This window comes from Bradyrhizobium hipponense (assembly GCF_008123965.1).
Taxonomy (GTDB): Bacteria; Pseudomonadota; Alphaproteobacteria; order Rhizobiales; family Xanthobacteraceae; genus Bradyrhizobium; species Bradyrhizobium hipponense.
Map to the genome: position 1 here is coordinate 1 of NZ_VSTH01000101.1, position 21,369 is coordinate 21,369.

Sequence of the window (21,369 nt, forward strand, 5' to 3'; positions counted from 1 at the left end):
ATTCTGGGTGAGGCAATGCGAGGGTCAAATTTGCAAGCCGATTGACACCTGTCCCAGGCATTTCGCCGGAGAAGCCGTTGAGCTCCGAACAATTGTGCGGCCTGCCAAACTAGCGCACCGCAGTGCCCGCGCAGATGTTTACGTACGGTCGATCGCCTGTATCCGCTGCCAGCCAGAGATCAGGGGCGACCCTTACCTGTAAGTACCCGCCGGATGAGACAGCATCTACCATCCGTTGTCGGCTGGAGGCTTTTCTCGACGCGTCAACAGCGGGAAACTCGCAAGGGGAGAGGCCGACCGCAGTTTTGCTGAGGTGGGCCGTGGATATTCTGTGGAGCCGCCGACGTCCAAGCCATGGCGAGTGCATGTTGTTTGCGGTGCCGCCCTTAAAAAAGGGCCACTCCGAAGGAGTGGCCCACCGAGTCAGGGAGGAAAACGCCCCCTACGGAGGCCTCTGGGATCAGGCCGCAGCCTGTTCGATCGGTGAGAAGGGAAGGCCGAGACTCTCGGCGACAGCCTTATAGGTTAGCCGCCCTCGATAGACGTTCAGACCTGCCCGCAGGTGAGGATTTTCGAGCACAGCCGCAAATCCTTTGTTGGCGAGTGCCAAGCCGAAAGGAAGCGTGGCGTTGTTTAATGCCTGGCTTGAGGTGAGCGGGACAGCTCCGGGCATATTTGCAACGCAATAGTGGATAACGCCATCCACCTCGTAGGTTGGATCAGCATGCGTCGTAGCCCGCGAGGTCTCAAAGCATCCGCCCTGATCGATAGCCACGTCCAAGATCACAGAGCCTTTGCGCATCGAGCTCAACATGCTGCGGCTGACAAGTTTCGGCGCGCTCGCGCCCGGAACGAGAACGGCACCGATGACGACGTCCGCCGCAAATACCTCCTCTTCAAGAGATTCTATAGTTGAGAATCTGGTACGAACTCTCCCGTTGAATACCTCGTCGAGTTCGCGAAGCCGAGGAATCGAACGATCCAGGATGGTAACCTCAGCTCCGAGCCCCACTGCCATCCGGGCCGCGTGAGTGCCGACAACTCCCCCTCCGATCACCACGATGCGCGCGGGTTGCACCCCGGGTACGCCGCCAATCAGCAATCCTCGTCCGCCAGCGGACCGCTTCAGCGCCGCACCCGCTGCCTCAATCGCAAGCCTCCCCGCAACTTCACTCATCGGAGCAAGCAAGGGAAGCCCACCCTGCGCGTCAGTGACCGTTTCATAAGCAATTGCGGTGCAGCCCGATTTGATGAGGCCTTTGGCCTGCTCCGGATCTGGAGCTAGATGGAGGTAAGTGAAAAGGATCTGGTTTTCGCGCAGTTGTGTCCATTCGGAGGGTTGTGGTTCCTTGACCTTCACCACCATTTCGCTCGACGCGAACACCTCGCGAGCAGATGCCGCGACGGTAGCGCCAGCTTTGCGATAGGCATCATCTGTGGCGCCAATCCCCGCACCGGCATTCGTCTCAACCAAGACGCTGTGGCCGGCCGCGACGTACTCGCGAACGGTCCCAGGCGTCAGCCCCACGCGGTATTCGTGTGTCTTTATTTCCTTGGGAATGCCGACCTTCATTGCAGTCTCCTTGGCGAGCGGCTCTTTGTAGTCGGAAGAGCGGTACGAACCTCCAACCCGGATGCCTAAATAGCGCAGTAATCCATCAATCTTCTCGGTACCGTTGCAGGATTTCGAACAGCGGACGCGGAGCAGGCAGAGCTAGCACCCGTGACCGCCAGGAGATGGCTAATCACCCCTCGCGATCACACTGATCTACGCTCGAAGACGCCGACTTCTTCCTTGTTTTGCCCCTTTCGCAGTAATGCTCGATTCTGATACTGCGAGTAGCGCTTATGAGGGAGGCCCGCGGGTTCATCAACGATGGATCGGGTTTTTCAGAACTTTGCTGAGCGATTGACTGCAAGCTCACACCCAGATGAAGCTCAGCAGAGCATGGCCGATGTCACCGCTGCGCTGAGATTATCTTACTTCGCATATCTTGCATTACCCAGTAGGGCCGGCGGCGTCCCGAACCTAATCTCGACATATCCATCTTCCTGGACCGGTCTTTATCTGCGGCGTGGGTACGACTCCGTCGATCCGGTGGTACGCCGGGCGATCCGCCAGCCTAAACCGTTCCGGTGGGGCCTTGGAATCGAAGAGCACAATCGGTCGGCTTCAGAACGCACGTTGTTCGAAGAGGCGGCCCAATTTGGAATTCGCTGCGGATTTACATTCCCGATCCACGATGACCGGGGCGCGATCGCCGCTTTGAGCTTTGCGACGGACGAGCATCGCACGGTTTTCGACCGCTCGTTACTCGAGCACGCACACAGCCTGCGGCTCATCGCATGGTTCTTCCATTCACACGCGAAGCGGTTTTGGACGATTGATCGCATGGTCGGCGGGGTGGTGCTGTCTCCTCGCGAGTACGAATGTCTCGAATGGTCCGCGCGCGGAAAATCTGCCGGAGAGATCGGGATCATTCTCAGCATCTCCGAGCGAACGGCGGGATTTCACCTGGACAACGCCCGTGCGAAGCTCGGGGTCCGCTCGCTTCGTCAAGCTATCGTGTTGCTAACCGAATCAAAATCTCGAAAATAAAAACTCCGCCCACACCTGTGCAACTGCACAGGTATGCTTCGCTAGCCCTCTTTGCTTATTCTCCCAGCAAAGCAGGCAGGCAGTATGATTCAGCTTATCACCCCCGAGTACTACGGTGAGTTCGTTCACGAGCTCGCCGAGATGCACCGGCTGCGCTATCGCGTTTTCAAACAGCGACTGGACTGGAACGTCGAGATCAGCGGCGACATGGAGATCGACGAGTTTGATGTCCTTCGACCGGTGCATCTCCTGAACCGCTCTCCTGCCGGACATATTCAGGGTGGCGTCCGGCTTCTACCATCGACCGGCTCAACCATGCTGAGGGACACCTTTCCGATTCTTCTCGACGGGCAGCCGGCGCCCCGAAGTTGGCAGATATGGGAAAGCAGCCGATTTGCGCTCGATCTTCCTCCGGATGCACCGAAAGCGAGTGGCGGACTTGCTGCCGCCACTTACGAGCTGTTTGCGGGCATGATTGAGTTCGGCCTTTCCATCGAACTGACCGAAATCGTCACTGTCACCGACGCGCGGATGGAACGCATTCTTCGGCGCGCGGGCTGGCCCCTCCGCCCGATCGGAAAAGCTTGTCCTGTTGGAAATACCATAGCGATAGGCGGATTCCTCGAGGTATCGACCGGTGCCTTGGAGCGGATCCGCAAGATGGGGCGCATCGCGGGTCCGGTGCTCTGGGCTCCGGTCATCCGAGCGGCCGCGTAGGATTTTCAAAGCAAGACCAGTTGCGGCATCGCTCCCTATCGGGATCTCCGGTGAGCCTTAAAGATGCACAATTTCTTTCGATCAAGACCTTCTCTTCAGGCCCGCAAAGCGCTTGAACTGAAACATCTGAGATCGGCCGTTGCTGCGGCCGATTGCGGCAGCTTTCGTTCAGCCGCGGAGTTGCTGAACTCGCAACAGTCTAGCATCAGCCGGAGAATTGGCGAGATAGAACACCACTTGGGTATCGCTCTTTTTGAGCGTTATAGCGGAGGAGTTCGCCCAACGCGGGCCGGTTGCAACGTTCTTCGGCTGGCGAGGACTATTCTGGAAGAATTCGACGCACTCATCGCGACCGCGAGATCCGCTGACAACAGCGAAAGCGGGCAGCTGAGTGTCGGCTTCTGCCCTTCGCTTTCGCCAGGCAGTCTGCAACGCTCGCTGCTCGAGTTCAAACAAGCAGTCCCGCAGATCGAACTTGTCACAGTCGAGCGATCACGGACTCGCCTGGCAGCGGCCCTTCGCAACGGCGGTCTCGATGTCGTGATCGTCACAGGGAAGCTGCCGTTACTCGACAACAAAGCAATATCGTTATGGAGCGAGCGTGTTCTGGTCGCCTTACCCCATGATCATCCCCTCGCCCCGCGCGACACCATCTACTGGACGGACCTGCGCGGCGAGACGGTGCTGCTGAGCCATGACGATCCCGGAAATGACTTGGAAGAACTGTTGATTTCCAAGATCGTGTCGCCTGAGAATCGTCCTAAAATCGAGCGCCATGACGTCAGCCGCGGCATGATCAAGGGCCTGATCAGCATGAACACAGGAATCAGTCTTCTGCTAGAATCCGACACGGGCATCAACTATGCAGACCTCGTCTACCGCGAGCTGCGCGACGACGCCGGTCCGAGCCGCTTCGAGTTTTTGGCATACTGGCGAGCCGACAATGAAAATCCTGTCCTGACCGCCTTCCTCAAGTTGCTCTCGAAGCGCTATCCCTCACCTCCGCTCGGACGCTGACGCGCCCGTCGAGCCTTTCGGAAATTTCTGTCGGCTGTCATGAACCGCGCCAACATGGGTGCGATAAGCTTGGCAGGATCTCCGACCGGTTGTCCTGTCTCTTTCGCGAGGATATCGGCGTAGGCCACGAGATCCCGGTGGACGCTCGCCGGCAGTTCGTGCGTGACCTTAACCGGCTTGTCGTCTTCGATTGCTCCCAATTTCAATTTCGGCATGGTTCCTCATCCTCTGTATGGCTCGAGCACCAAGTCGCGGTTTACAATCACGCGCACTGGAAATCCCGGACGAATAGTCAACGTCGGCTGGATGTTGAGATTGCGACGAACCACCTGCTGGCCCATCTGATTGATCGAATCGCCTGCCCCGCGACGGAGCGCGGCGACGAGGTCGCTGTTGCTGTTAGCGGTATCGGCGCCGGAATTCACCTCGGTGCCCACAGCAAGCAGAGTCGAGAGCGCAGCCGCTCCCAACAGTTCCTTCCAATGATTGTCGACCTGGTCCTCAAGGCCGGAGTAGCCCGCCGCATCGGCACCAGGCTGGCGCTCCAGGACGATCGATCGGCCATTCGGCATGATGAGCCTCGTCCAGACCAGGAGCACGCGCGATTGTCCGAATGCAACCTGGCTGTCGTAAGTGCCGATGAGCCTTGCTCCTTGCGGGATAAGGCGAGCCCGCCCCGTAGGACTATCATACACCGCTTCCGTTATTTGCGCGGTGATCTGGCCTGGCAGATCGGAGCGGATTCCAGTGATGAGGGCAGCTGGAATAACGGTGCCAGCTTGAACCACAAAAGGCGAGGCCGGCTTCACCAAGCGGTCGGAGCTCGTTGTCCGCCTATCGACAGGTCCATTGACGAAAGCGAGTTTTCGATCCTGCGCGTTCTGGGCGAAGGCCTCATCGGAGGAGCTCGACGCCGTTGAAGGCGCCTCTCCCGGCGATGTCACCGCTGCCGGGGGCCGGACATTGGTGCTGGCAAAGACCTTGCTGATGCGCGCCGCCTCCGATTCCTGATTGACCCGCTGCTGTTCGGCATCAAGGCCAAGGGCACTCGATGAGGACGAGCCTTGGGCCGCAACGATTGGCCGGCCAAGATCGCCCGGCAAAGGCGGTCCAAGCCGTGGCACGTCCTTAGGCAACGCGGCATAGTCTTTGGGTAATGTCGTAACTTCATCGGCGACGTCGTGGTGGTCGGTCGAGTAAAGTTCTTCCGGAGCAGGCGCTTGCGATCTCCTGCCCTGCAGCGCCCAGAACGCGGCACCGCAGATGAAAACGAGGGCCACAGCGCTGCCCCCTGCAAGCACCTTGCGGGACAGGCGCGCTACCGGCGGCGGCGCGGCGCGGAGCCTCAGGCGTTCACCCAACTCTTCCGACGTCGCGGGCCGAGCAGCATTGTCACTTTGTCCATTCCCCTGATCAGTGTCGGTCACGAGGACCTCCCGTCAGTTCGCACAATCCGGACCTTCAGCTGGTGTTCCCCGCCCAATTTCAGTTCGGCGGCTGCGAAGAGACGGTCGACGATCAGCATGTTTCCAAAAGTGCGATAATTCATGAGTTCGGTGTCGCCATCAGGCCCGATGAGGAAGAGTGGCGGCATTTCGCCCTGACCGATACCTGCTGGGAATTCGATATAGACCTTGCGGCCGTCATCATAGGCATTGACGGGACGCCAAGGCGGACTGTCTCCTTCGATGCTGTAACGATAGCGGCGCTGTGTCAGATCCGGAATCATGGGTGTGGGCGGCAGACTTTTGCTACGCGATGCTCTGTCCTCGGGATAAAACCACGCGACCGATGGCATGTACGGCTTCTCGCGGGAGCGAAGCTCGATCAGGTAGGTGCGCCTGTCGGTGTTGACCACGAGGTTGGTCTCGATCGTAGGGCGGGTCGGTTTCACCATGATATGCACACGGCGCGTATCGCCGCTGCCGCTCTCGGTGTCGCCAACGACCCAGCGCACTGTATCTCCGGCGGCGACCGGCCCTGAGCCAATCAGCTGCTCGCCGGGCTCCAGCGCAATATCAGTGATCTGCCCGGGCGCGGCGTAGATCTGGTAAAGCGCGCCCGGACTGAAGGAAAACACCTGCACAGCATTGAAGTAGCCGGCCTTTCGGGGCTGCACCCGTGCGGCATCGTTTGCCGTTTCGATCCGCTCGACGGGCTCTTTGGCCTCGGCGTTTTTTCCGCCTCGCGCGGGCCGCCAGGCGGGCGGAACATGCAGCGGGCGCGGACGATCCTCGGCAAGCGCCGGCAGGTCTGGCAGCGGCGGGACCTCGCTGTCATAGCTGATCTGCGGAGGCTTGAAGACGGTGCAGCCGCCCAGGGTAGACACAGAGATCAGAAGAGCGAGCCCCAGGCTTGGCCGGACTCTCATTAAAACAAATACAAGAACTGATAGCATGGCTAGCCGAGCTCCTTCGACCAATTGATTGCGTTAACATAGATGCCGAGGGGGTTCTTCCGCAGGCGGTCGAGGTCGCGCGGCACTTCCACGATGATAGTGATGATCGCGCTCCACCGCTCAGTTGTGGCAAGCTGACCGTTGTCATAGCGGCGCTCGATCCAGGCTAAGCGAAAACTCTCGGGCGAGGCCCTGATGACGCTTGAGACCTCGATGGCAACTTGTGTCTTCCCGAGCTTGTCGAAAGGATTGTCGGTGCGGGCATAGTCATTGAGCGCGGCAGCGCCGCGATCGGTGACAAAATCGTAGGCGCGCAGCCAGTCCTGTCGTAGCACAATGGCGTCCAGCGGCAGGCCGCGTACATGCTCGATGAACCGCGCCAGGTGAAACGCGATTTGCGGATCAGTCGGTTGATAAGTGGCATTCGCGGGCGCGACAGTTTTCGCTTCGCCCAGCTGGTCAACTTCCACGACCCATGGCGTGACGGTCCCTTGGGCCGACTGCCAGACCAGGGCGCCGGCAAAGCCTGCGGAGAGAAACAGACAGGCAAAGGCCATCAGGCGCCAGTTCTTGGCCTGGACGCGCGCTGAGCCAATGCGGTCATCCCAGACTTGCGCGGCGCGCTGATAGGGCGTGACCGGCTCGGGCGTACGGCCATAGTGGACGGCCGATCGTTTGAACATGTTTTAACCTCAACACATGACTGAGATTGGGATTTCGGAAAGACGCGTCAGCGGTCCTCTTGCGAGAGATCGACCGACCCACCACTGCCACCGTGCTCGCTTGAGCGAACTGCCTGCGTCGCAGCTGATGCTCCATGACTGATCGTCTGGGCGCGCTTCATGCGGCGAACCCATGAAGGTGGACTTTCAGATGAAGAAGAGCTATTGCCGGCACCACCGCTCGTACCACCAGCTCCGGCAAAACGAGCGGCGAGGGAGCGCAATGGGCTTGCCGCAGTCGAGGCACCCGCCTCCGTCGCACCCGACAGTCCAGCTCCGCCAAAGGCGCCGCTCGTAAAAGCTCTCGCCCCGTTGGCGGCACCAACCGCCGCAGTGCCGGCCAACGCAGCGCCGGCTGAGGCAAGTCCGGCTCCGGCCGCCACCACACCACCGGCCGCAAGGCCCGCACCAATGGCTGAGCCCGCACCAAGCTGAGGCCCTCCGGAGACGATGCCGTTGGCAATACCAGGGCCGAAGATGCCGAGGCCCAACAAGGAAAGAGCGCCCAACACCAAAGCCATCGCATTCGCGATTGTGGGCTGGTTGCCGCCAAAGCCGGCCGTGAACTGCGAGAACAAGGTCGAGCCAATGCCGACGATCACGGCCAGAACCAAGACCTTCACGCCTGAAGAGATGACGTTTCCCAGGACCCGCTCCGCCGCAAAGGCTGTCTTTCCGAACAGGCCGAAGGGGATCAGCACAAAACCTGCAAGCGTGGTCAGCTTGAACTCGATGAGGGTGACGAAGAGCTGGATTGCCAAAATGAAGAAGGCCAGCAGCACGATGATCCAGGCGAACAGCAGAACCGCGATCTGGACAAAGTTTTCGAAGAAGCTGACGTAACCCATCAGGGAGGAGATCGAGTCCAGAATCGGCCGCCCGGCATCCAGCCCAACTTGCGCAATGCGACCTGGCCTTAAAAAATCTGCTGATGAAAGATTCGTGCCTGAGGCCTTAAGGCCTAGAGACGCAAAGCTTTCGAAGATGATGCGCGCGAGGTTGTTCCAATTGCCGATCAAGTATGCAAACACACTGACAAACAAGGTTTTCTTGACCAGACGGGCAATAATGTCCTCTTCGGTCCCCAACGACCAGAACAGGCCCGCAAGCGTTAGGTCGATTGCGGCAAGCGTGGTCGCGAGATATCCGACTTCGCCGCCCAAGAGACCAAACCCGGAATCGATATATCGCGTAAACGTCTCGAGGAACTGGTCGATGACGCCGGTGCTGGCCATAGGTCACTCACTTTGGGCAGGAACGGTGGGGTAGCCCGAAGGCAAGCGGCTGTTGTCCTTCGGCGGCACAGGTGACGCTGGCCCAGCGCTTGCAGGCTCGCTGTCCGAACGTGGTGAAAAGCTATCGTTTTTCTTGAGGAATTGCCGGCGCTGCTCGGCCCAGATCTTCTGGCATTCAAGAAGAGCGTCCCGCTGCTCGTAGGTGACGGCGCGGCAACGCTCGAGCTTGGCCGCCACGGGATTTTCCACGTGATCTAGCGCGGCACGCGACTGAGCTGTTTCGGTTTCGTTGTCACGGAGCCGGATTGCGCAGGCGGCAACGACGAGGACAGCGAGCGCCAAGGCGATCAAGGCAGGCAGCCGTTCAAATCGAGTGGTCATTAGTGGAACATCTGCACGGTTGTGGGTTGATAGGCTTGGCCTTGCTGAAGGAAGCGCCGGAGCTGCTCCCTGCCCTGATCTTGGGCCGCGGCACGTTGGGCTGACTCTAGAGATTGCGAGCGCCCTTGGGCTGCGACGGCGGCCGTCAGATCCGCAAGCTGCTGCGCCTGAAGTGCGATCAGCTGATTGCCGGCCTGGCTTGCCTGCAACGCGCCTGTCGCCCCTTGACTGGCCGTCACGAGCGCCGACAATTGCGTACGGTTGGTGTCGAGATTTCCGACAACGGTGGCCTGGACCCGCATGGCATCTTGGAGACCCGCCACCGAATTTTGCCAGCGCGCTTGGGCGTTGCCGATCAGCATCTGGTCGGACATGCTCACTGACGTGGGCGCGTAGGTGGTTGAGAATGCGCTGTCGATTTGCTGGACCTGGTAGCCAATTCTCTGCGCCTGAGCGAGAAGCTGCTGGGTGCGCTGAATCGATTGCTCGAGCTGCTGCAATGACGAGTACGGCAGATTTGCGAGATTCTTGGCCTGATTAACCAGCATCTGCGCCTGGTTCTGGAGCGAAGTGATCTGGTTGTTGATCTGCTGCAATTCGCGCGCGGCCGTCAGCACATTCTGCGCATAATTGTTCGGATCGAACACGATCCACTGCGCAGCGGCTTGCCGAGGCGCCCCGGAAGCAGCAATGGCGATCAAGCTCGCAGCGAGGGGGAAACGGAGCCGCCTCATGAGGTGCCTCCGTTCCTGGCAAGCTGCGGAATGAGATCGCAGGCCCAACCAAGGTCGCGCGCCTGCAGCCAACCCCTGACGAATTCCTCCCTTCCCTTCTCGGCTATCGCCCGCTCGATGAGCGCCTGGTCGGCTTTGGAAGACGCGGCCGTAAAGGCGAGCGCGATTTCGCCAAGGCCGAGTTCGAACAGTCGATTACCGCAGCGCGACTGGCAGTAGTAATCCCGTTTGGGTGTCGCGCGAGCGAGGATCTCGATCTGGCGGTCGTTCAGTCCAAAGCGCCGATAAATCGCGGTGATCTGTGGCTCGATCGCGCGGTCGTTCGGGAGCAGAATTCGGGTTGGACAGCTCTCGATCACCGCGGGCGCGATTTTCGACCCATCGATGTCCGCAAGCGACTGGGTCGCGAAAACGACGGAGGCGTTCTTCTTGCGCAGAGTCTTGAGCCATTCGCGAAGCTTCCCGGAAAACCCGGCATCATCGAGCGCGAGCCAGCCCTCATCGATGATAAGCAGCGTTGGACGGCCATCGAAACGATCCTCAATCCTGTGGAACAGGTAGGCGAGCACTGCCGAGGCGACGGGCGTCCCGATCAATCCGTCGGTCTCGAAGACCTGGACGGATGAATCCCCAAGCTGCTCACCTTCGCCATCCAAGAGCCGCTGATATGGCCCACCTAAGCAGTACGGGTGGAGTGCGCGCTTCAAGGCATTGGATTGGAGAAGAACGGAAAGTCCCGTGAGCGTACGCTCTTGAAGGGGAGCCGAGGCGAGTGACGCCAGGGCCGACCAAACGTGATCCTTGGTTTCGGGGCTGACATCGATCCGTTCACGGGCGAGAATCGAGGCAATCCATTCCGAGGCCCAGGCGCGCTCTGCGATATCATCGATGCGCGCAAGAGGCTGGAGAGCGACAAACTCACTGGTTTCGGTACCAATCGCGCCGCCGAGATCATGCCAGTCTCCTTCCATGGCGATGCTGGCTGCCCGGATCGACCCGCCGAAATCGAAGGCAAAGATCTGCGCATCGTCATAGCGGCGGAACTGCAGCGCCATGAGCGCGAGCAGAACCGACTTTCCGGCTCCCGTCGGCCCGACAATCAGCGTGTGCCCGACATCCCCAACATGCAGTGAAAACCGGAATGGGGTCGATCCCTCGGTCTTGCCGAAGAATAGCGGCGGCGCCTTCAAGTGGTGGTCCCTCACCTCACCGGCCCATACGGCCGAAAGCGGGATCATATGGGCGAGGTTCAAGGTGGAAAGCGGCGGCTGACGGACGTTGGCGTAAGTTTGTCCCGGCAGGCTGCCGAGCCAGGCTTCCACTGCATTAACTGTCTCCACCATGCAGGTGAAGTCCCGCCCCTGGATCGCTTTCTCGACGAGCCGCAGTTTTTCGTCGGCGGCGCCGCCATCCCTGTCCCAGACCGTGACCGTCGCTGTGACAAAGGCCTCACCGATCTGATCCGAGCCCAGTTCCTGAAGCGCGCTATCTGCATCAATCGCCTTGTTGTGAGCATCACTATCGAGAAGACTTGAAGCCTCATTCGTCATCACCTCCTTTAGGATCGCGGCGATCGACTTCCGCTTGGCGAACCATTGCCGTCGGATTCGGGTCAGGAGCCTTAAAGCATCCGCCTTGTCGAGCATGATGGCCCGGGTCGACCAGCGATATGGAAAGGGCAACCGATTGAGGTCGTCGAGAATCCCGGGGGTGGTCGCGGTCGGAAAGCCCACCACCGTCAGAACGCGCAAATGCGCCTCGCCCAGCATCGGCTCGAGTCCACCCGTGAGCGGCTGATCGGCAAGTAGCGCGTCGAGATACATGGGGATCTCAGGGACGCGAACCCGATGCCGCCTGGTCGAAATCGTCAAGTGCAGGTAGGTCAGCGTTGCCTCATCATCGAGCCAGCTGCATTCCGGCATAAACCCTTCCACAAGCTGCAAGACGCGGTTGGTCCGGTCGATGAAGCCGCCCAGCACCTCTCGTGCATCGGCGGCGCCCGTGCGATGACTGCCCTCGTACAGGAGCCGCTCAGCCATGGCGGCGCCCTCCGCTGGCGGCAAATAAAGGAAAGTCATGTAATAGCTCGATTCGAAATGAGCGCCTGTCTCTTCAAATTGCGCTTTCCGCTCCGCGTCGACCAGGCTTGACGCCGCATCCGGAAAAGTACTCGCAGGGTAAGCCCCGGCCGAATGACGCTGAGCCTCGACGAAAATCGCCCAGCCAGAACCTAGCCGTCGGAGCGCATTGTTCAGCCGGCCAGCGACGGCGACGAGTTCAGACGGAACGGCACTATCGAGATCTGGTCCACGGAACCTTGCCGTCCGCTGAAACGAGCCATCCTTGTTGAGAATGACGCCCCTATCGACCAGGGCCGCCCAAGGCAGGAAGTCGGCAAGGCGCGTGTTTGAACGGCGATATTCGGCAAGATTCATCATATGCAACTCTAGGAGCTGAGGTGGCCTGGAATGCGGACGTGCCGGCGCACGACTTCCACGAAATCGGGATCGCGTTTTGCGGCCCAGACGGCGGCCATGTGGCCGACGAACCAGAGGAGAAGGCCGGCAACCCAAAGGCGCAGCCCAAGACCGAGTGCCGCCGCTAACGTGCCGTTGGCGATCGCCACGACACGCGGCGCACCCCCCATCAGGATCGGTTCGGTGAGCGCACGATGAACGGGCGCGATAAAGCCTGCGACAGGCTCCTCCATCAGATCACCACGCCGCCGCCGAAGGAGAAGAAAGACAGAAAGAAGCTCGATGCCGCAAAGGCGATGGACAGACCGAACACGATCTGAACCAGGCGACGAAAGCCACCAGATGTGTCGCCAAATGCGAGCGAGAGCCCGGTCACGATGATAATGATGACGGCGATAATCTTGGCGACGGGACCCTCGACCGATTGTAAAATCTGATTGAGCGGCTGCTCCCACGGCATATTTGAGCCAGCGGCCCAAGCCGGGATACTGCTCAGCCAAAGGCTCACAATTGCTGTAGCCGGAATGCTGGCGCGGCGGAGAGATGAAGGCTTGCTCATGAGCGGTCTCCAATTGCAGAAAGGCTGTAATCACCTGATGCTCCTAAGCCGGTGACGCGGGCGAGCTCGCCCAAGCGGCGTTCGGCGCCGCGGCCGCTGAGCACCGCGATCACGTTGATTGTTTCGGCGATAAGCGGACGCGGGACTGTGACAACAGCTTCCTGGACGAGCTGCTCGAGCCGACGTAACGCCCCAAGCGCCGTTCCGGCATGGATCGTGCCGATTCCGCCAGGATGTCCTGTGCCCCAAGCCTTGAGCAAATCGAGCGCTTCGGCTCCGCGCACCTCACCGATTGGAATTCGATCGGGGCGCAGACGGAGCGACGAGCGGACCAGGTCGGAAAGCGAGATCAAGCCGTCCTTTGTGCGGAGCGCCACGAGGTTTGGCGCCAGGCACTGAAGCTCGCGCGTATCTTCGATGAGAACGACCCGATCAGTCGTTTTAGCGACCTCCGCGAGAAGGGCATTGGTCAGTGTCGTCTTGCCGGTCGAGGTGCCGCCGGCGACCAGAATGTTCTTGCGCGCGCGAACTGCATCCCTCAATGCACCGGCCTGATCCGGCGTCATGATGCCGACTGCGACGTAATCCTCGAGGCTGAACACGGCAACCGCCGGCTTTCTGATCGCTAATGTTGGCGCGGCAACGACCGGCGGCAGCAGCCCCTCGAACCGCTCCCCCGTCTCGGGCAGCTCGGCAGAAATCCGTGGGCTCCCGGGATGAACCTCGGCACCAACGTAGTGAGCCACCACGCGGATAATTCGCTCTCCATCAGAGGGGGATATAGTCTTGCCAGTATCCGTAAGGCCGCTCGACAGACGGTCGATCCACAGTCGGCCATCGGGATTGAGCATCACCTCGACGATTTCCGGATCTTCCAAAAACCCAGCGATGGCGGGCCCCAGCGCGGTACGCAGCATACGCGCTCCGCGCAAGTTCGCTTCTGAATCAAAAGAATGGATCGGCACGATTTGCTCCAAGCTGCTGAGGCCGCTTCGGCGCCCTCATCTGGAGGCAAATAAAAGGCAGGACCTGTATTACCGCAACAAAGGGAATATGCCGTTCGTAGCCTAGCGTAGAAGAAGAAACTTTTGGAAAGAGCTAGCTTGACGCCACGACCCATCGACGGCGAGGCGAGAAATCCGCAATGACTGATGACCCGCGTTTACGATTTTGCGCCTCTCGCGGTAGCGATGTTTGCTCAGGCTAAGTTGCTTCTCCTGAACCAGTGCCACTCGCCCACGTGGGCACGATTGAGATCCCGCTTCTTTTTGAGGAAGGTCAGGCCGGGGATAATGAACCACACCAGCCGGCGGGCTGCCGCAAACACCAATGCCGAAAGGCTGGTCTGGTACACCACCGCGAGTGTCGCGCCCCCTGCAGGACCATTTCTTCCAAATCAGGCCGGACGACTACTGCACGATAATTGCCAACGCAAAATACAGGAGTTCAAGGAGCGATTTCTAGTCCGCAATTGCAACAAAGTCTGGAATCTCAACGCCTTTCGCTGGGCGCTCCCGGACAAGATTGAACTGCGACTTTGCTGGCCCGCGGCATTCCGTTGGCGACGGTATTGGCCGTCGCAGGGCCGAGCTTAGCTCGCACATCTACTTGAGCTGCGCGTGTAGCGAGGCATGGTCGAGTTCGCCTTCCCACCAGGACACAAATACCGCGGCAATACCGTTCCCGATAATGTTCGTAAGCGCGCGCACCTCGCTCATGAACTTGTCGATCGAGAATACGATCGCAATGCCCGGGACAAGCTCAGGACTGACCACCGTCAACGTTGCGGCCAGGGTGACGAAGCCGGCACCGGTAACACCGCTTGCGCCCTTCGAGGTGAGCATCGCCACAACCAATATCGTGAGCTGCTGGCCAAAGTTGAGATCGACCCCGAGCGCCTGTGCGATGAACAACGTCGCCAACGTCATGTAAATGTTGGTGCCGTCCAGATTGAAGGAGTATCCGGTCGGCACCACTAGGCCAACGACTGGCTTGGAACAACCCAGCCGTTCGAGCTTTTCCATCAACTGCGGCAGCGCGCTTTCGGACGACGACGTTCCGAGCACGATCAGCAGCTCATCCTTAATGTAGACGATGAACTTTAGGATAGAAAAGCCGACCAAGCGCGCGATCAGGCCAAGCACAATGATCACGAAGAGCCCGGCTGTCACATAGAACAGCGCAATCAATCCGATGAGTTTACCGAGCGCGGAGGGTCCGAATTCGCCGATGGTGTAGGCCATCGCGCCGAACGCTCCGATCGGCGCGGCCTTCATCACGATCCTAATGACACCAAACACCGCGTGCGCAGCATCGTCAACCAGACCGCGCATCCGCTCACCCCGCTCGCCAAGCGCCATCAGCGAGAACCCGAATAGGATGGCAAACAGCAGCACCTGTAGCACGTCGCCTCGCGCCAGGGCGCCAACCACGCTATCAGGAATGATATTGAGGAGGAAATCGACCGCCTTCTGCCCTTCCGCCCTTTTGACGTAGTTGGCTACCGCCGCGGCATCAGCCCTGGGAGCGAGCCCATGACCGGCCTGAACGAGATTGCCCATCACGAGACCCAGGACGAGCGCGAAGGTTGATACGATCTCGAAGTAAAGCAGCGCCTTGACGCCGACTCGGCCGACCTTTCGTGCATCCTGAACATGCGCAATTCCGGACACAACAGTGCAGAAGATGATCGGCGCAATTACCATTTTGATCAGCTTGATGAAACCGTCACCAAGCGCTTTGACCCAGCTGCTCGTTCCCACAGCAGGCCACAACCAGCCAACGAGAATGCCAACCAGGATCGCGATGAGTACCTGGATGTAAAGAACTTTGTACCAGGGGCCAGATGGCTGGAACAGGGCGGCGGCTTTGACAGAGCGGCGCTGGCGGTGAATGTACATCATGCTCGACCCGGTGCCGTGGTATCAAAGAGGGGTGACAATGAAGGTACGGCTTCGCTCAGTGTTCCTTCGGTGCGGAGCGCAGGGGACTCTGACCGCTCCAGATGGCCCCGTCCATTGCCGCGGATTGGCGCCTCTCCCGAATCGGCTTGTGGTCGACGCGAAACGAAGTTCTGAATCGCTTCTGAGAGCAGCGATAGAAACTTGAGAAAGCTTCCTTGAGAGCTGGAAAGCATCAGCGTCACCACCCATTTCTATCTTTTTTGGTTGTTCGAAGATGCCATCCAGCATCTTCTAAGACGCCAACCTTAGCAGCCGGCGACCACTCTTCACCTGGACAGGCACTCTCGCCGCTATCGCGCCCGAGCGCGACATATCTTGAAGAAACATTCACCACCGTAAAGATCTGGTGGTGGTGCGGCCTCGCCCGCGTTCACCCGCTCACTTCTCCTATCCTCACTTCATGTGAATGCCCCGACATTCCCAATAGGGATCGAATTCGATCGCAAAAGCACGAGGCCGAAAAGACGTGGCACGCAGCATTGTTCACGCTGCCTCACTTGGCGATCTCGGTTCCGGTTTTTCGCTAGCCGTGTTTTGCGGGGCTGAACAACACTCCTCATAACAGAGCTTCTCACTCCTGTAGCTCGCCAAATCCTGCAGAGAGCACGGCACGACATCCCGTTTCGCTACATCCGAGGCAGGCGCTGCATCCAGCCACTTCAGCGCCACCTTGACCAGCTCGATCGCGCGGTCCCTCTTACCGGTCTCGTAATAGTACTGAGCGACCGCCCCGTACGACAGGAACTTAGCGCCCTCGCCGCCTTGGGGCGGGTTCGTCGCTAGGATGTGTTCGGAGAGGTCCTTGCCCATGGCAAAGCGCTCGGCATGTGGGAAACCGGAGTAGTCTTTCGCGGGGTCGAACAGTTGGCGGATCGCCACGCTCATCCAAACCACGGATTTCTTCTCGATCGCATCGCGAACCAATTGACGCAACACGGGCAGGCCAGCCCGCATGTCGCGCATTTTGTGAAGCAACAGTTCCGCATGAAGCCCACGGATGGTGACCTCGTCCGGCATCGCAGCGAGGGCCTCCTCGATCGCTGAAAGGGCTGTCGGCCAATCCTTACTCTTTATGGCGGGTTCGAGTCTGGCAAAGATCGGCTCCGCCAGCCCTCGCTTCTGCGATAGTTCACGCTTTCTGCGTTGACCCGTGTTTATCCTCTCCGCATCCAGCGCTTTGGCTTCATCGCTCCTTGCCCACGATCCGTTCAGAATCTTGGGCAAGGCGTTATCGAGTTGCGTCGGATGGCCGATAAAGGCGATGCGGCCGTCACGGTCCACCACGAATGACGCGGGAATCTCGACAGAAAAGCTAGGATCCATCCAAATCTTGTTCATTTCGCCCGCGTCGTCGAATGCGATCGCGAAGTTCAGATTTGGCAAGCTCTTCGTCAACCAAGCGTCCAAGCTGGCTCGCGCTTCATCTACCGTCGGAGCCGCGACTCCCACCACCTCAACTCCGTTGCTCCTGTATTTGTCTTGCAGGATCACCAAATTCGGCATCGAGGCGATACATGGTCCGCACCACGTCGCCCAAAACTCGATGATGTATACTTTCCCAGGTTCGAACTTTGTAACGGGCTGGCCACGTAGCCAATCCTCAACTTTGATGGAGGGAGCTGGGGAACCGACGCTCAGCACGTTCTCCGCACCGACTTGACTTGCGCTCTCAGTCAGACTGGTCATTGCTCTAATTCGCTTTTCCTGGCTCTGCGGAGAAAAATAGCAAGTCGCGTGCCAGCCAGCGCTCATTGATATTGCGCATTTTTTTGTCATTCCTGTCGACCTTGCGACGCATGTCGCATGTCCGACCAGCTGTTTGAAGCTTCTCAGGCAATCAGTCGGCCGGACGTTCTTGACGCGCCTGTAGACCGACGAGGCGGGAAGTCAGGCAGCGCAAAGGCCGAGTTCACCACTCCACATCTTCATCGGTTCCCAGGATGACCATTTCGGCGCTCGGGATCACGACCTGAACTGACCTGCTTTGGTCCATCGACTTGCGCCTGAGGGCGATCTGAGATTTCCAATTCAACTTTTTGAGCCAAGGGGCGATGAACCAGACCAGGGCGGCCAGCTGCAGCACAACATTGATGCTGAACGCCGTCTGATACGCGATTGAGGGGTAGTGTCCGTCTTTGGCCGGCCATTGCTCGAGAATTAACCCCGTTCCGTACTGGACGAGGAAAGCCCACCCGAAATGCAGAACGTTGAGCACGCCGTTTGCGCGGGCGATCAATTCGGTCGGAAAGTAATCTCCGATGATGGCGCAGCTGAGGGCGATTGCTGATCCGACCACCGCCACAATGGTCCATGACGGTAGCGACAGGAAAGGTGGATGCACGATCAGCGCGAGTTCGGCTGCAATGAACACAGCAGCTATGATCGCGAGCAACGTTTCAATGTTCTTGCCGTGCCGACGCAGCGAATCGGCGACCACGCCGAGCAGCAATGCGCCAATGCTTAGGGCTATCGCCATGACGAGCAATTGTGTAACAAGGCTCGTTCGATCCAACCCTTCCACATCGCTCAGCCAAGACGCTGCCCACAAGGACTGCAAGGCCCACGCGGACCCGATACATGTTGAAGAAATCGGCGCAATTCTCCAGAACCGCCCATCCGTATAGACGGTCTTCATACTGACTGTCCCTCGGGGACTCTTTCTAGTTGCGTCTTGCTCTGGAACCAAAAAATAGATCACAGCGGCTGCGATGGCACTGGATACGGCAAGCACCTCAAACAGGCTGCGCCAGCCTATCCAGTTAAGCAATGCCTCGGCTGGTGCGGTTGCCGTTACCGCGCCCAGTGCACCCAGCATGATCATATAGCCGTTGATGAGCGCCACGCGCTCTCTCGGAAACCAGAGGACGACTGTTTTCAGGCCAGACATGAGGGAAGCTGCGGTACCAAACGCTATCATCGCGCGACCAAGCAGAAGCGACAGGAATCCGCTCGATAATCCGAAAAGCGCAGCGCCTGAGGCGGCCAGCAGCAAGAGCGCACTTTGGACCCGGCGCGGACCAAAGCGATCCAAGAGCATGCCCAACGGAATCTGGCTGCCGGTAACGACCAGAAAGTGGATCGAGGCCAACAGCCCCAAATCGGCCGTACCAAGCTCGAATTCAGAGGCGAGGCGGCCACAAATGAGCGTATTGATCATCCGAAACAGGTAGGAAAGATAGTATCCCGCGGCAAAGGGAAGGAACACGCAAGAGATTATCCGCCAGCTCCAAGGCCGGATGACCGGCTTTTCGCGTGATATCCGCCCAGTGGAATCGCTGCGCGTGCTTCTCCGAGCGCGGCTATTGGCTTTAGCAAAAGGCGTTTGGCAGCTGTCGAAAGTTGATATTGCTGCCGCCCTCCTCGGCGACAGCACACGCTTCCGATCTTTCACCTACGGCGGCCACACAGTAGCGCTCTTCTTCAACTGGCGCTCGTGCAACGTCGCGTGACGCCCCGCCGCCCATTTCAGACCTGGATTGGCTGGAATTTCCAAGGCGATCGATTGTCTCCTGCAGCAAGGGGCGGCCAAACCGTACGCGACGATCGACCTGCTCGGCAAAGGCCCTGAAGCGCTCAAGCCCGAGTACGCACGCCTCGTCCTGCTTGAATGGCGGCATCGGCGGCGTCAGAGTGAGGTGGTATCGCGCATGGAGAGCCACTATTTCCGCGATCATCGCGATGTCTGTACGCAGACTGAGCACCTGCTCATTCGTTCGCTCGATCGCCTGGTAAACAAGACCCTCTATAGGCGGCGCCGGATCCAGGAAGCGTTCAAGAGCCGCCTCTACGACGACGCTCTTGCCCATCCCTGGGCGGTCAGTCGCGGCTTCAAGTCGCTGGAAAATGCTCTCCGAAACTTGAATCGTTATCTTTCTGGTCCGCTGAGCTTCGCTTGGACTTGGCTGCGCGTCCACCTCAGCTTCATTCCGACTTGAGCCCGGTTCTTTCCGGCGCTCGCCGCCAATCTGCATACTCCAGCTTCCTTCTGTCTGCGACTGCACACCGCCCGCACTTGCACGCGCGTTGTCTGGAAGTTCGGTTGGAACGGATGGATCGCCCTGCGATGACGCACGACAAAAAGGCCGAGACCGCATGCCGCTTCAACCGCGGGGACATTCTGGTCGCAGTCTGGCGTACCGAAAGAAAGAAACGGCGGACTCCTAGAGACCAGCGCCAGACGTTCTCGTAGCCTCTTGTCCCTCTAGACAGCCAGGTCGCCGACAGACGAGCGATTTCGCGGACGGTGCGTGCACCCTTGCTTGAAATCGACAAAGTTACCGATCCAAAAAACAGGCGCAGGCGCAATCTAGATGGCGCGCTCGCGCCGTGACGGCGCGAACGACCGCCGCGGACGCACCGGCGTCGTTCCTGTGGGAGTGATGCGCCTCATACCAAGCGCACCAGCTCATGTCGCGCGCGACCGAATACACCCGCGCCTCGCCCATGTCCGGCATACATCACCAGCGTTCGATAGGACTTACAACCGTTCGCGTGCCGCGCCGTTGAAACGTATCTGCTGGCCCGGTGCGACCAACTCACTCGTCGGGAGGCTCAGGGGAACTGTCGGCCGCACTGGCGGGCGGCTGGATCACGCAGCGGGTCCGCTCGCGATGGCTGCAGAGGTCGCGCTCGTTGTGCCCGTCCTCGCCAGCCACGAGATTCATCGTCCCCCCGTACTCCGGGCATCGCTTCCGGATCCGATGGAGGACTGCCAGTGAATTGCCCCTGCCGACGGCGAGCTTACTTGCGCCAGATCGGCTGCTACAGGCTCATCGCAGAACATTCTGCGACGGGCCCACCCTGCTCGCCCGCCTTGACGTCGGAGCCGTCGATGTACTTAAGTGCAATCCTGGTAGCGTTGACTGGGGGTACATCATGGATGTCGAGTTCTACAGGAGTTTTGCACAGCAGGCCCGCGATCTAGCCGATAAGGCCGACCCGTTCACGCGAAAGCGGCTTCTGGTGCTGGCCGAGAAATACGATGCCAAGCTCGGCAAGCCTTCGCCGGCCAGCCGCAATCTTCAACGCATGCTGCCGCTTCCCCGCACCGTGCCAGCCGTGAGCTCCATCTCCGATGCTGGCGAGGCTTGACGAAGATTGCCGGCAGCGAGGTCGACTGCGACGCCTGCAGCGGCAGCAAGCATCAACCCTCGCATGGGGCTCCAAGGCGCTGGATTTTCCAGGGACGATACACGACCTACACCGGCAAATGATGCGCACCCAAACCGGAGTGAGCATGCCGGATGTCACCCGTCGACCGCCATCACCGCACTGCGGTAGCCGAGCAGCTTGCCGGTGGAGGCATTCACGAAATCGACCGAGGAGCATGCCGGACAAACGACCGGCAGATGAGTGTCCGGACCGATCTGCTCCAGCCCTGTCAGCAGGTGCTGCACGTTCATGCCGATGCGCGGGCACCTGAAGAGTACTGATTGCTCCATCCGGCCAGCATAGGCCTGGATACTGCGCCCTGAAACTGCGGTGGTTTACTGAGAGCGCGCGCGCCTCCCGGAGGACCGTGCGGCGGCAGTAAATGAATCTTGATGGCGTCTGGAGGCCGGCTCTGC

The 21,369-nt window shown here is 59.6% G+C and carries 23 protein-coding genes; 6 read left to right on the forward strand and 17 right to left on the reverse strand.

The genetic code is table 11. The features are described from left to right. Positions 1 to 460: 460 nt before the first annotated feature. A complete protein-coding gene (gene ald, locus FXV83_RS27660; protein WP_148742750.1) occupies positions 461 to 1,573 on the reverse strand; it encodes an alanine dehydrogenase in 1,113 nt (370 codons plus the stop codon). 303 nt (positions 1,574 to 1,876) lie between these two features. On the opposite strand from ald, the gene FXV83_RS27665 reads away from it, so the two are divergent. The 3 genes from FXV83_RS27665 (at position 1,877) to FXV83_RS27675 (ending at position 4,333) form a co-directional block, all read left to right on the forward strand. Further along, the gene (locus tag FXV83_RS27665; protein ID WP_148742751.1) at positions 1,877 to 2,599 is read left to right on the forward strand and encodes a LuxR family transcriptional regulator; all 723 of its coding nucleotides are present in this window, start codon (positions 1,877 to 1,879) and stop codon (positions 2,597 to 2,599) included. Positions 2,600 to 2,683: 84 nt separating this feature from the next. After that, entirely contained in the window at positions 2,684 to 3,316 is a 633-nt protein-coding gene (locus FXV83_RS27670) for an acyl-homoserine-lactone synthase (RefSeq protein ID WP_148742752.1), read from the forward strand. 63 nt (positions 3,317 to 3,379) lie between these two features. Then, positions 3,380 to 4,333 carry a LysR family transcriptional regulator gene (locus tag FXV83_RS27675; RefSeq protein WP_148742753.1) on the forward strand — a complete coding sequence of 318 codons (954 nt, stop codon included), beginning with the start codon at positions 3,380 to 3,382 and terminating at the stop codon, positions 4,331 to 4,333. Here the strand turns inward: FXV83_RS27675 and FXV83_RS27680 are convergent. From FXV83_RS27680 to FXV83_RS27745, 15 genes are all read right to left on the reverse strand, one after another. Next, the gene (locus FXV83_RS27680) at positions 4,306 to 4,548 is read right to left on the reverse strand and encodes a DUF2274 domain-containing protein (RefSeq protein ID WP_148742754.1); all 243 of its coding nucleotides are present in this window, start codon (positions 4,546 to 4,548) and stop codon (positions 4,306 to 4,308) included. The genes FXV83_RS27675 and FXV83_RS27680 overlap by 28 nt on opposite strands. 6 nt (positions 4,549 to 4,554) lie before the next feature. Beyond that, positions 4,555 to 5,760, reverse strand: coding sequence for a TraB/TrbI/VirB10 family type IV secretion system protein (locus FXV83_RS27685; RefSeq protein WP_148742755.1), 1,206 nt, complete (start codon positions 5,758 to 5,760; stop codon positions 4,555 to 4,557). Then, positions 5,757 to 6,731: a P-type conjugative transfer protein TrbG gene (gene trbG / locus FXV83_RS27690; RefSeq protein ID WP_235940211.1), complete on the reverse strand. Its 975-nt coding sequence runs from the start codon at positions 6,729 to 6,731 to the stop codon at positions 5,757 to 5,759. Before trbG ends, FXV83_RS27685 begins: the two co-directional genes overlap by 4 nt. A 2-nt stretch (positions 6,732 to 6,733) precedes the next feature. Next, complete coding sequence (trbF, locus tag FXV83_RS27695) at positions 6,734 to 7,414, reverse strand: conjugal transfer protein TrbF (RefSeq protein WP_148742756.1); 681 nt, start codon at positions 7,412 to 7,414, stop codon at positions 6,734 to 6,736. A gap of 47 nt (positions 7,415 to 7,461) precedes the next feature. Beyond that, positions 7,462 to 8,688 (reverse strand): P-type conjugative transfer protein TrbL, encoded by a 1,227-nt coding sequence (trbL, locus tag FXV83_RS27700; RefSeq protein ID WP_148742757.1) that lies wholly within the window; start codon positions 8,686 to 8,688, stop codon positions 7,462 to 7,464. 3 nt (positions 8,689 to 8,691) lie between these two features. After that, the gene (gene trbK-alt, locus FXV83_RS27705; protein ID WP_148742758.1) at positions 8,692 to 9,069 is read right to left on the reverse strand and encodes a putative entry exclusion protein TrbK-alt; all 378 of its coding nucleotides are present in this window, start codon (positions 9,067 to 9,069) and stop codon (positions 8,692 to 8,694) included. Next, on the reverse strand, positions 9,069 to 9,803 hold the full coding sequence (trbJ, locus tag FXV83_RS27710) for a P-type conjugative transfer protein TrbJ (protein ID WP_148742759.1): 735 nt from the start codon (positions 9,801 to 9,803) through the stop codon (positions 9,069 to 9,071). Before trbJ ends, trbK-alt begins: the two co-directional genes overlap by 1 nt. Further along, positions 9,800 to 12,241, reverse strand: coding sequence for a conjugal transfer protein TrbE (gene trbE, locus FXV83_RS27715; protein WP_148742760.1), 2,442 nt, complete (start codon positions 12,239 to 12,241; stop codon positions 9,800 to 9,802). Before trbE ends, trbJ begins: the two co-directional genes overlap by 4 nt. An 8-nt stretch (positions 12,242 to 12,249) precedes the next feature. Continuing rightward, positions 12,250 to 12,513, reverse strand: coding sequence for a VirB3 family type IV secretion system protein (locus tag FXV83_RS27720; RefSeq protein ID WP_148742761.1), 264 nt, complete (start codon positions 12,511 to 12,513; stop codon positions 12,250 to 12,252). Further along, the gene (locus FXV83_RS27725; protein WP_148742762.1) at positions 12,513 to 12,839 is read right to left on the reverse strand and encodes a TrbC/VirB2 family type IV secretion system protein; all 327 of its coding nucleotides are present in this window, start codon (positions 12,837 to 12,839) and stop codon (positions 12,513 to 12,515) included. Before FXV83_RS27725 ends, FXV83_RS27720 begins: the two co-directional genes overlap by 1 nt. Then, positions 12,836 to 13,756 (reverse strand): P-type conjugative transfer ATPase TrbB, encoded by a 921-nt coding sequence (trbB, locus tag FXV83_RS27730; RefSeq protein WP_148742799.1) that lies wholly within the window; start codon positions 13,754 to 13,756, stop codon positions 12,836 to 12,838. Before trbB ends, FXV83_RS27725 begins: the two co-directional genes overlap by 4 nt. A gap of 281 nt (positions 13,757 to 14,037) precedes the next feature. Beyond that, positions 14,038 to 14,196, reverse strand: a complete 159-nt coding sequence (locus FXV83_RS43085; RefSeq protein WP_187436202.1) for a hypothetical protein — start codon at positions 14,194 to 14,196, stop codon at positions 14,038 to 14,040. A gap of 247 nt (positions 14,197 to 14,443) precedes the next feature. Further along, a complete protein-coding gene (dctA, locus tag FXV83_RS27735; protein ID WP_187436207.1) occupies positions 14,444 to 15,739 on the reverse strand; it encodes a C4-dicarboxylate transporter DctA in 1,296 nt (431 codons plus the stop codon). Between the two features lie 546 nt (positions 15,740 to 16,285). Beyond that, positions 16,286 to 17,488 (reverse strand): TlpA family protein disulfide reductase, encoded by a 1,203-nt coding sequence (locus FXV83_RS27740; RefSeq protein ID WP_148742763.1) that lies wholly within the window; start codon positions 17,486 to 17,488, stop codon positions 16,286 to 16,288. Positions 17,489 to 17,711: 223 nt separating this feature from the next. Continuing rightward, the gene (locus tag FXV83_RS27745; RefSeq protein WP_430648953.1) at positions 17,712 to 19,007 is read right to left on the reverse strand and encodes an MFS transporter; all 1,296 of its coding nucleotides are present in this window, start codon (positions 19,005 to 19,007) and stop codon (positions 17,712 to 17,714) included. A 31-nt stretch (positions 19,008 to 19,038) separates the two neighbouring features. Between FXV83_RS27745 and FXV83_RS43090 the strand changes: the two genes are divergently transcribed. The 3 genes from FXV83_RS43090 to FXV83_RS27755 all read left to right on the forward strand — a co-directional run bounded on the left by FXV83_RS43090 (position 19,039) and on the right by FXV83_RS27755 (position 20,893). Beyond that, positions 19,039 to 19,251, forward strand: a complete 213-nt coding sequence (locus FXV83_RS43090; RefSeq protein ID WP_187436209.1) for a hypothetical protein — start codon at positions 19,039 to 19,041, stop codon at positions 19,249 to 19,251. Positions 19,252 to 19,278: 27 nt separating this feature from the next. Further along, positions 19,279 to 19,737, forward strand: coding sequence for a hypothetical protein (locus FXV83_RS43095; protein WP_187436203.1), 459 nt, complete (start codon positions 19,279 to 19,281; stop codon positions 19,735 to 19,737). A 940-nt stretch (positions 19,738 to 20,677) separates the two neighbouring features. Then, positions 20,678 to 20,893: a hypothetical protein gene (locus tag FXV83_RS27755; protein WP_148742765.1), complete on the forward strand. Its 216-nt coding sequence runs from the start codon at positions 20,678 to 20,680 to the stop codon at positions 20,891 to 20,893. A gap of 155 nt (positions 20,894 to 21,048) precedes the next feature. On the opposite strand, the gene FXV83_RS27760 is transcribed toward FXV83_RS27755, so the two are convergent. Further along, positions 21,049 to 21,204 (reverse strand): hypothetical protein, encoded by a 156-nt coding sequence (locus FXV83_RS27760; protein WP_235940216.1) that lies wholly within the window; start codon positions 21,202 to 21,204, stop codon positions 21,049 to 21,051. Positions 21,205 to 21,369 lie beyond the last annotated feature (165 nt).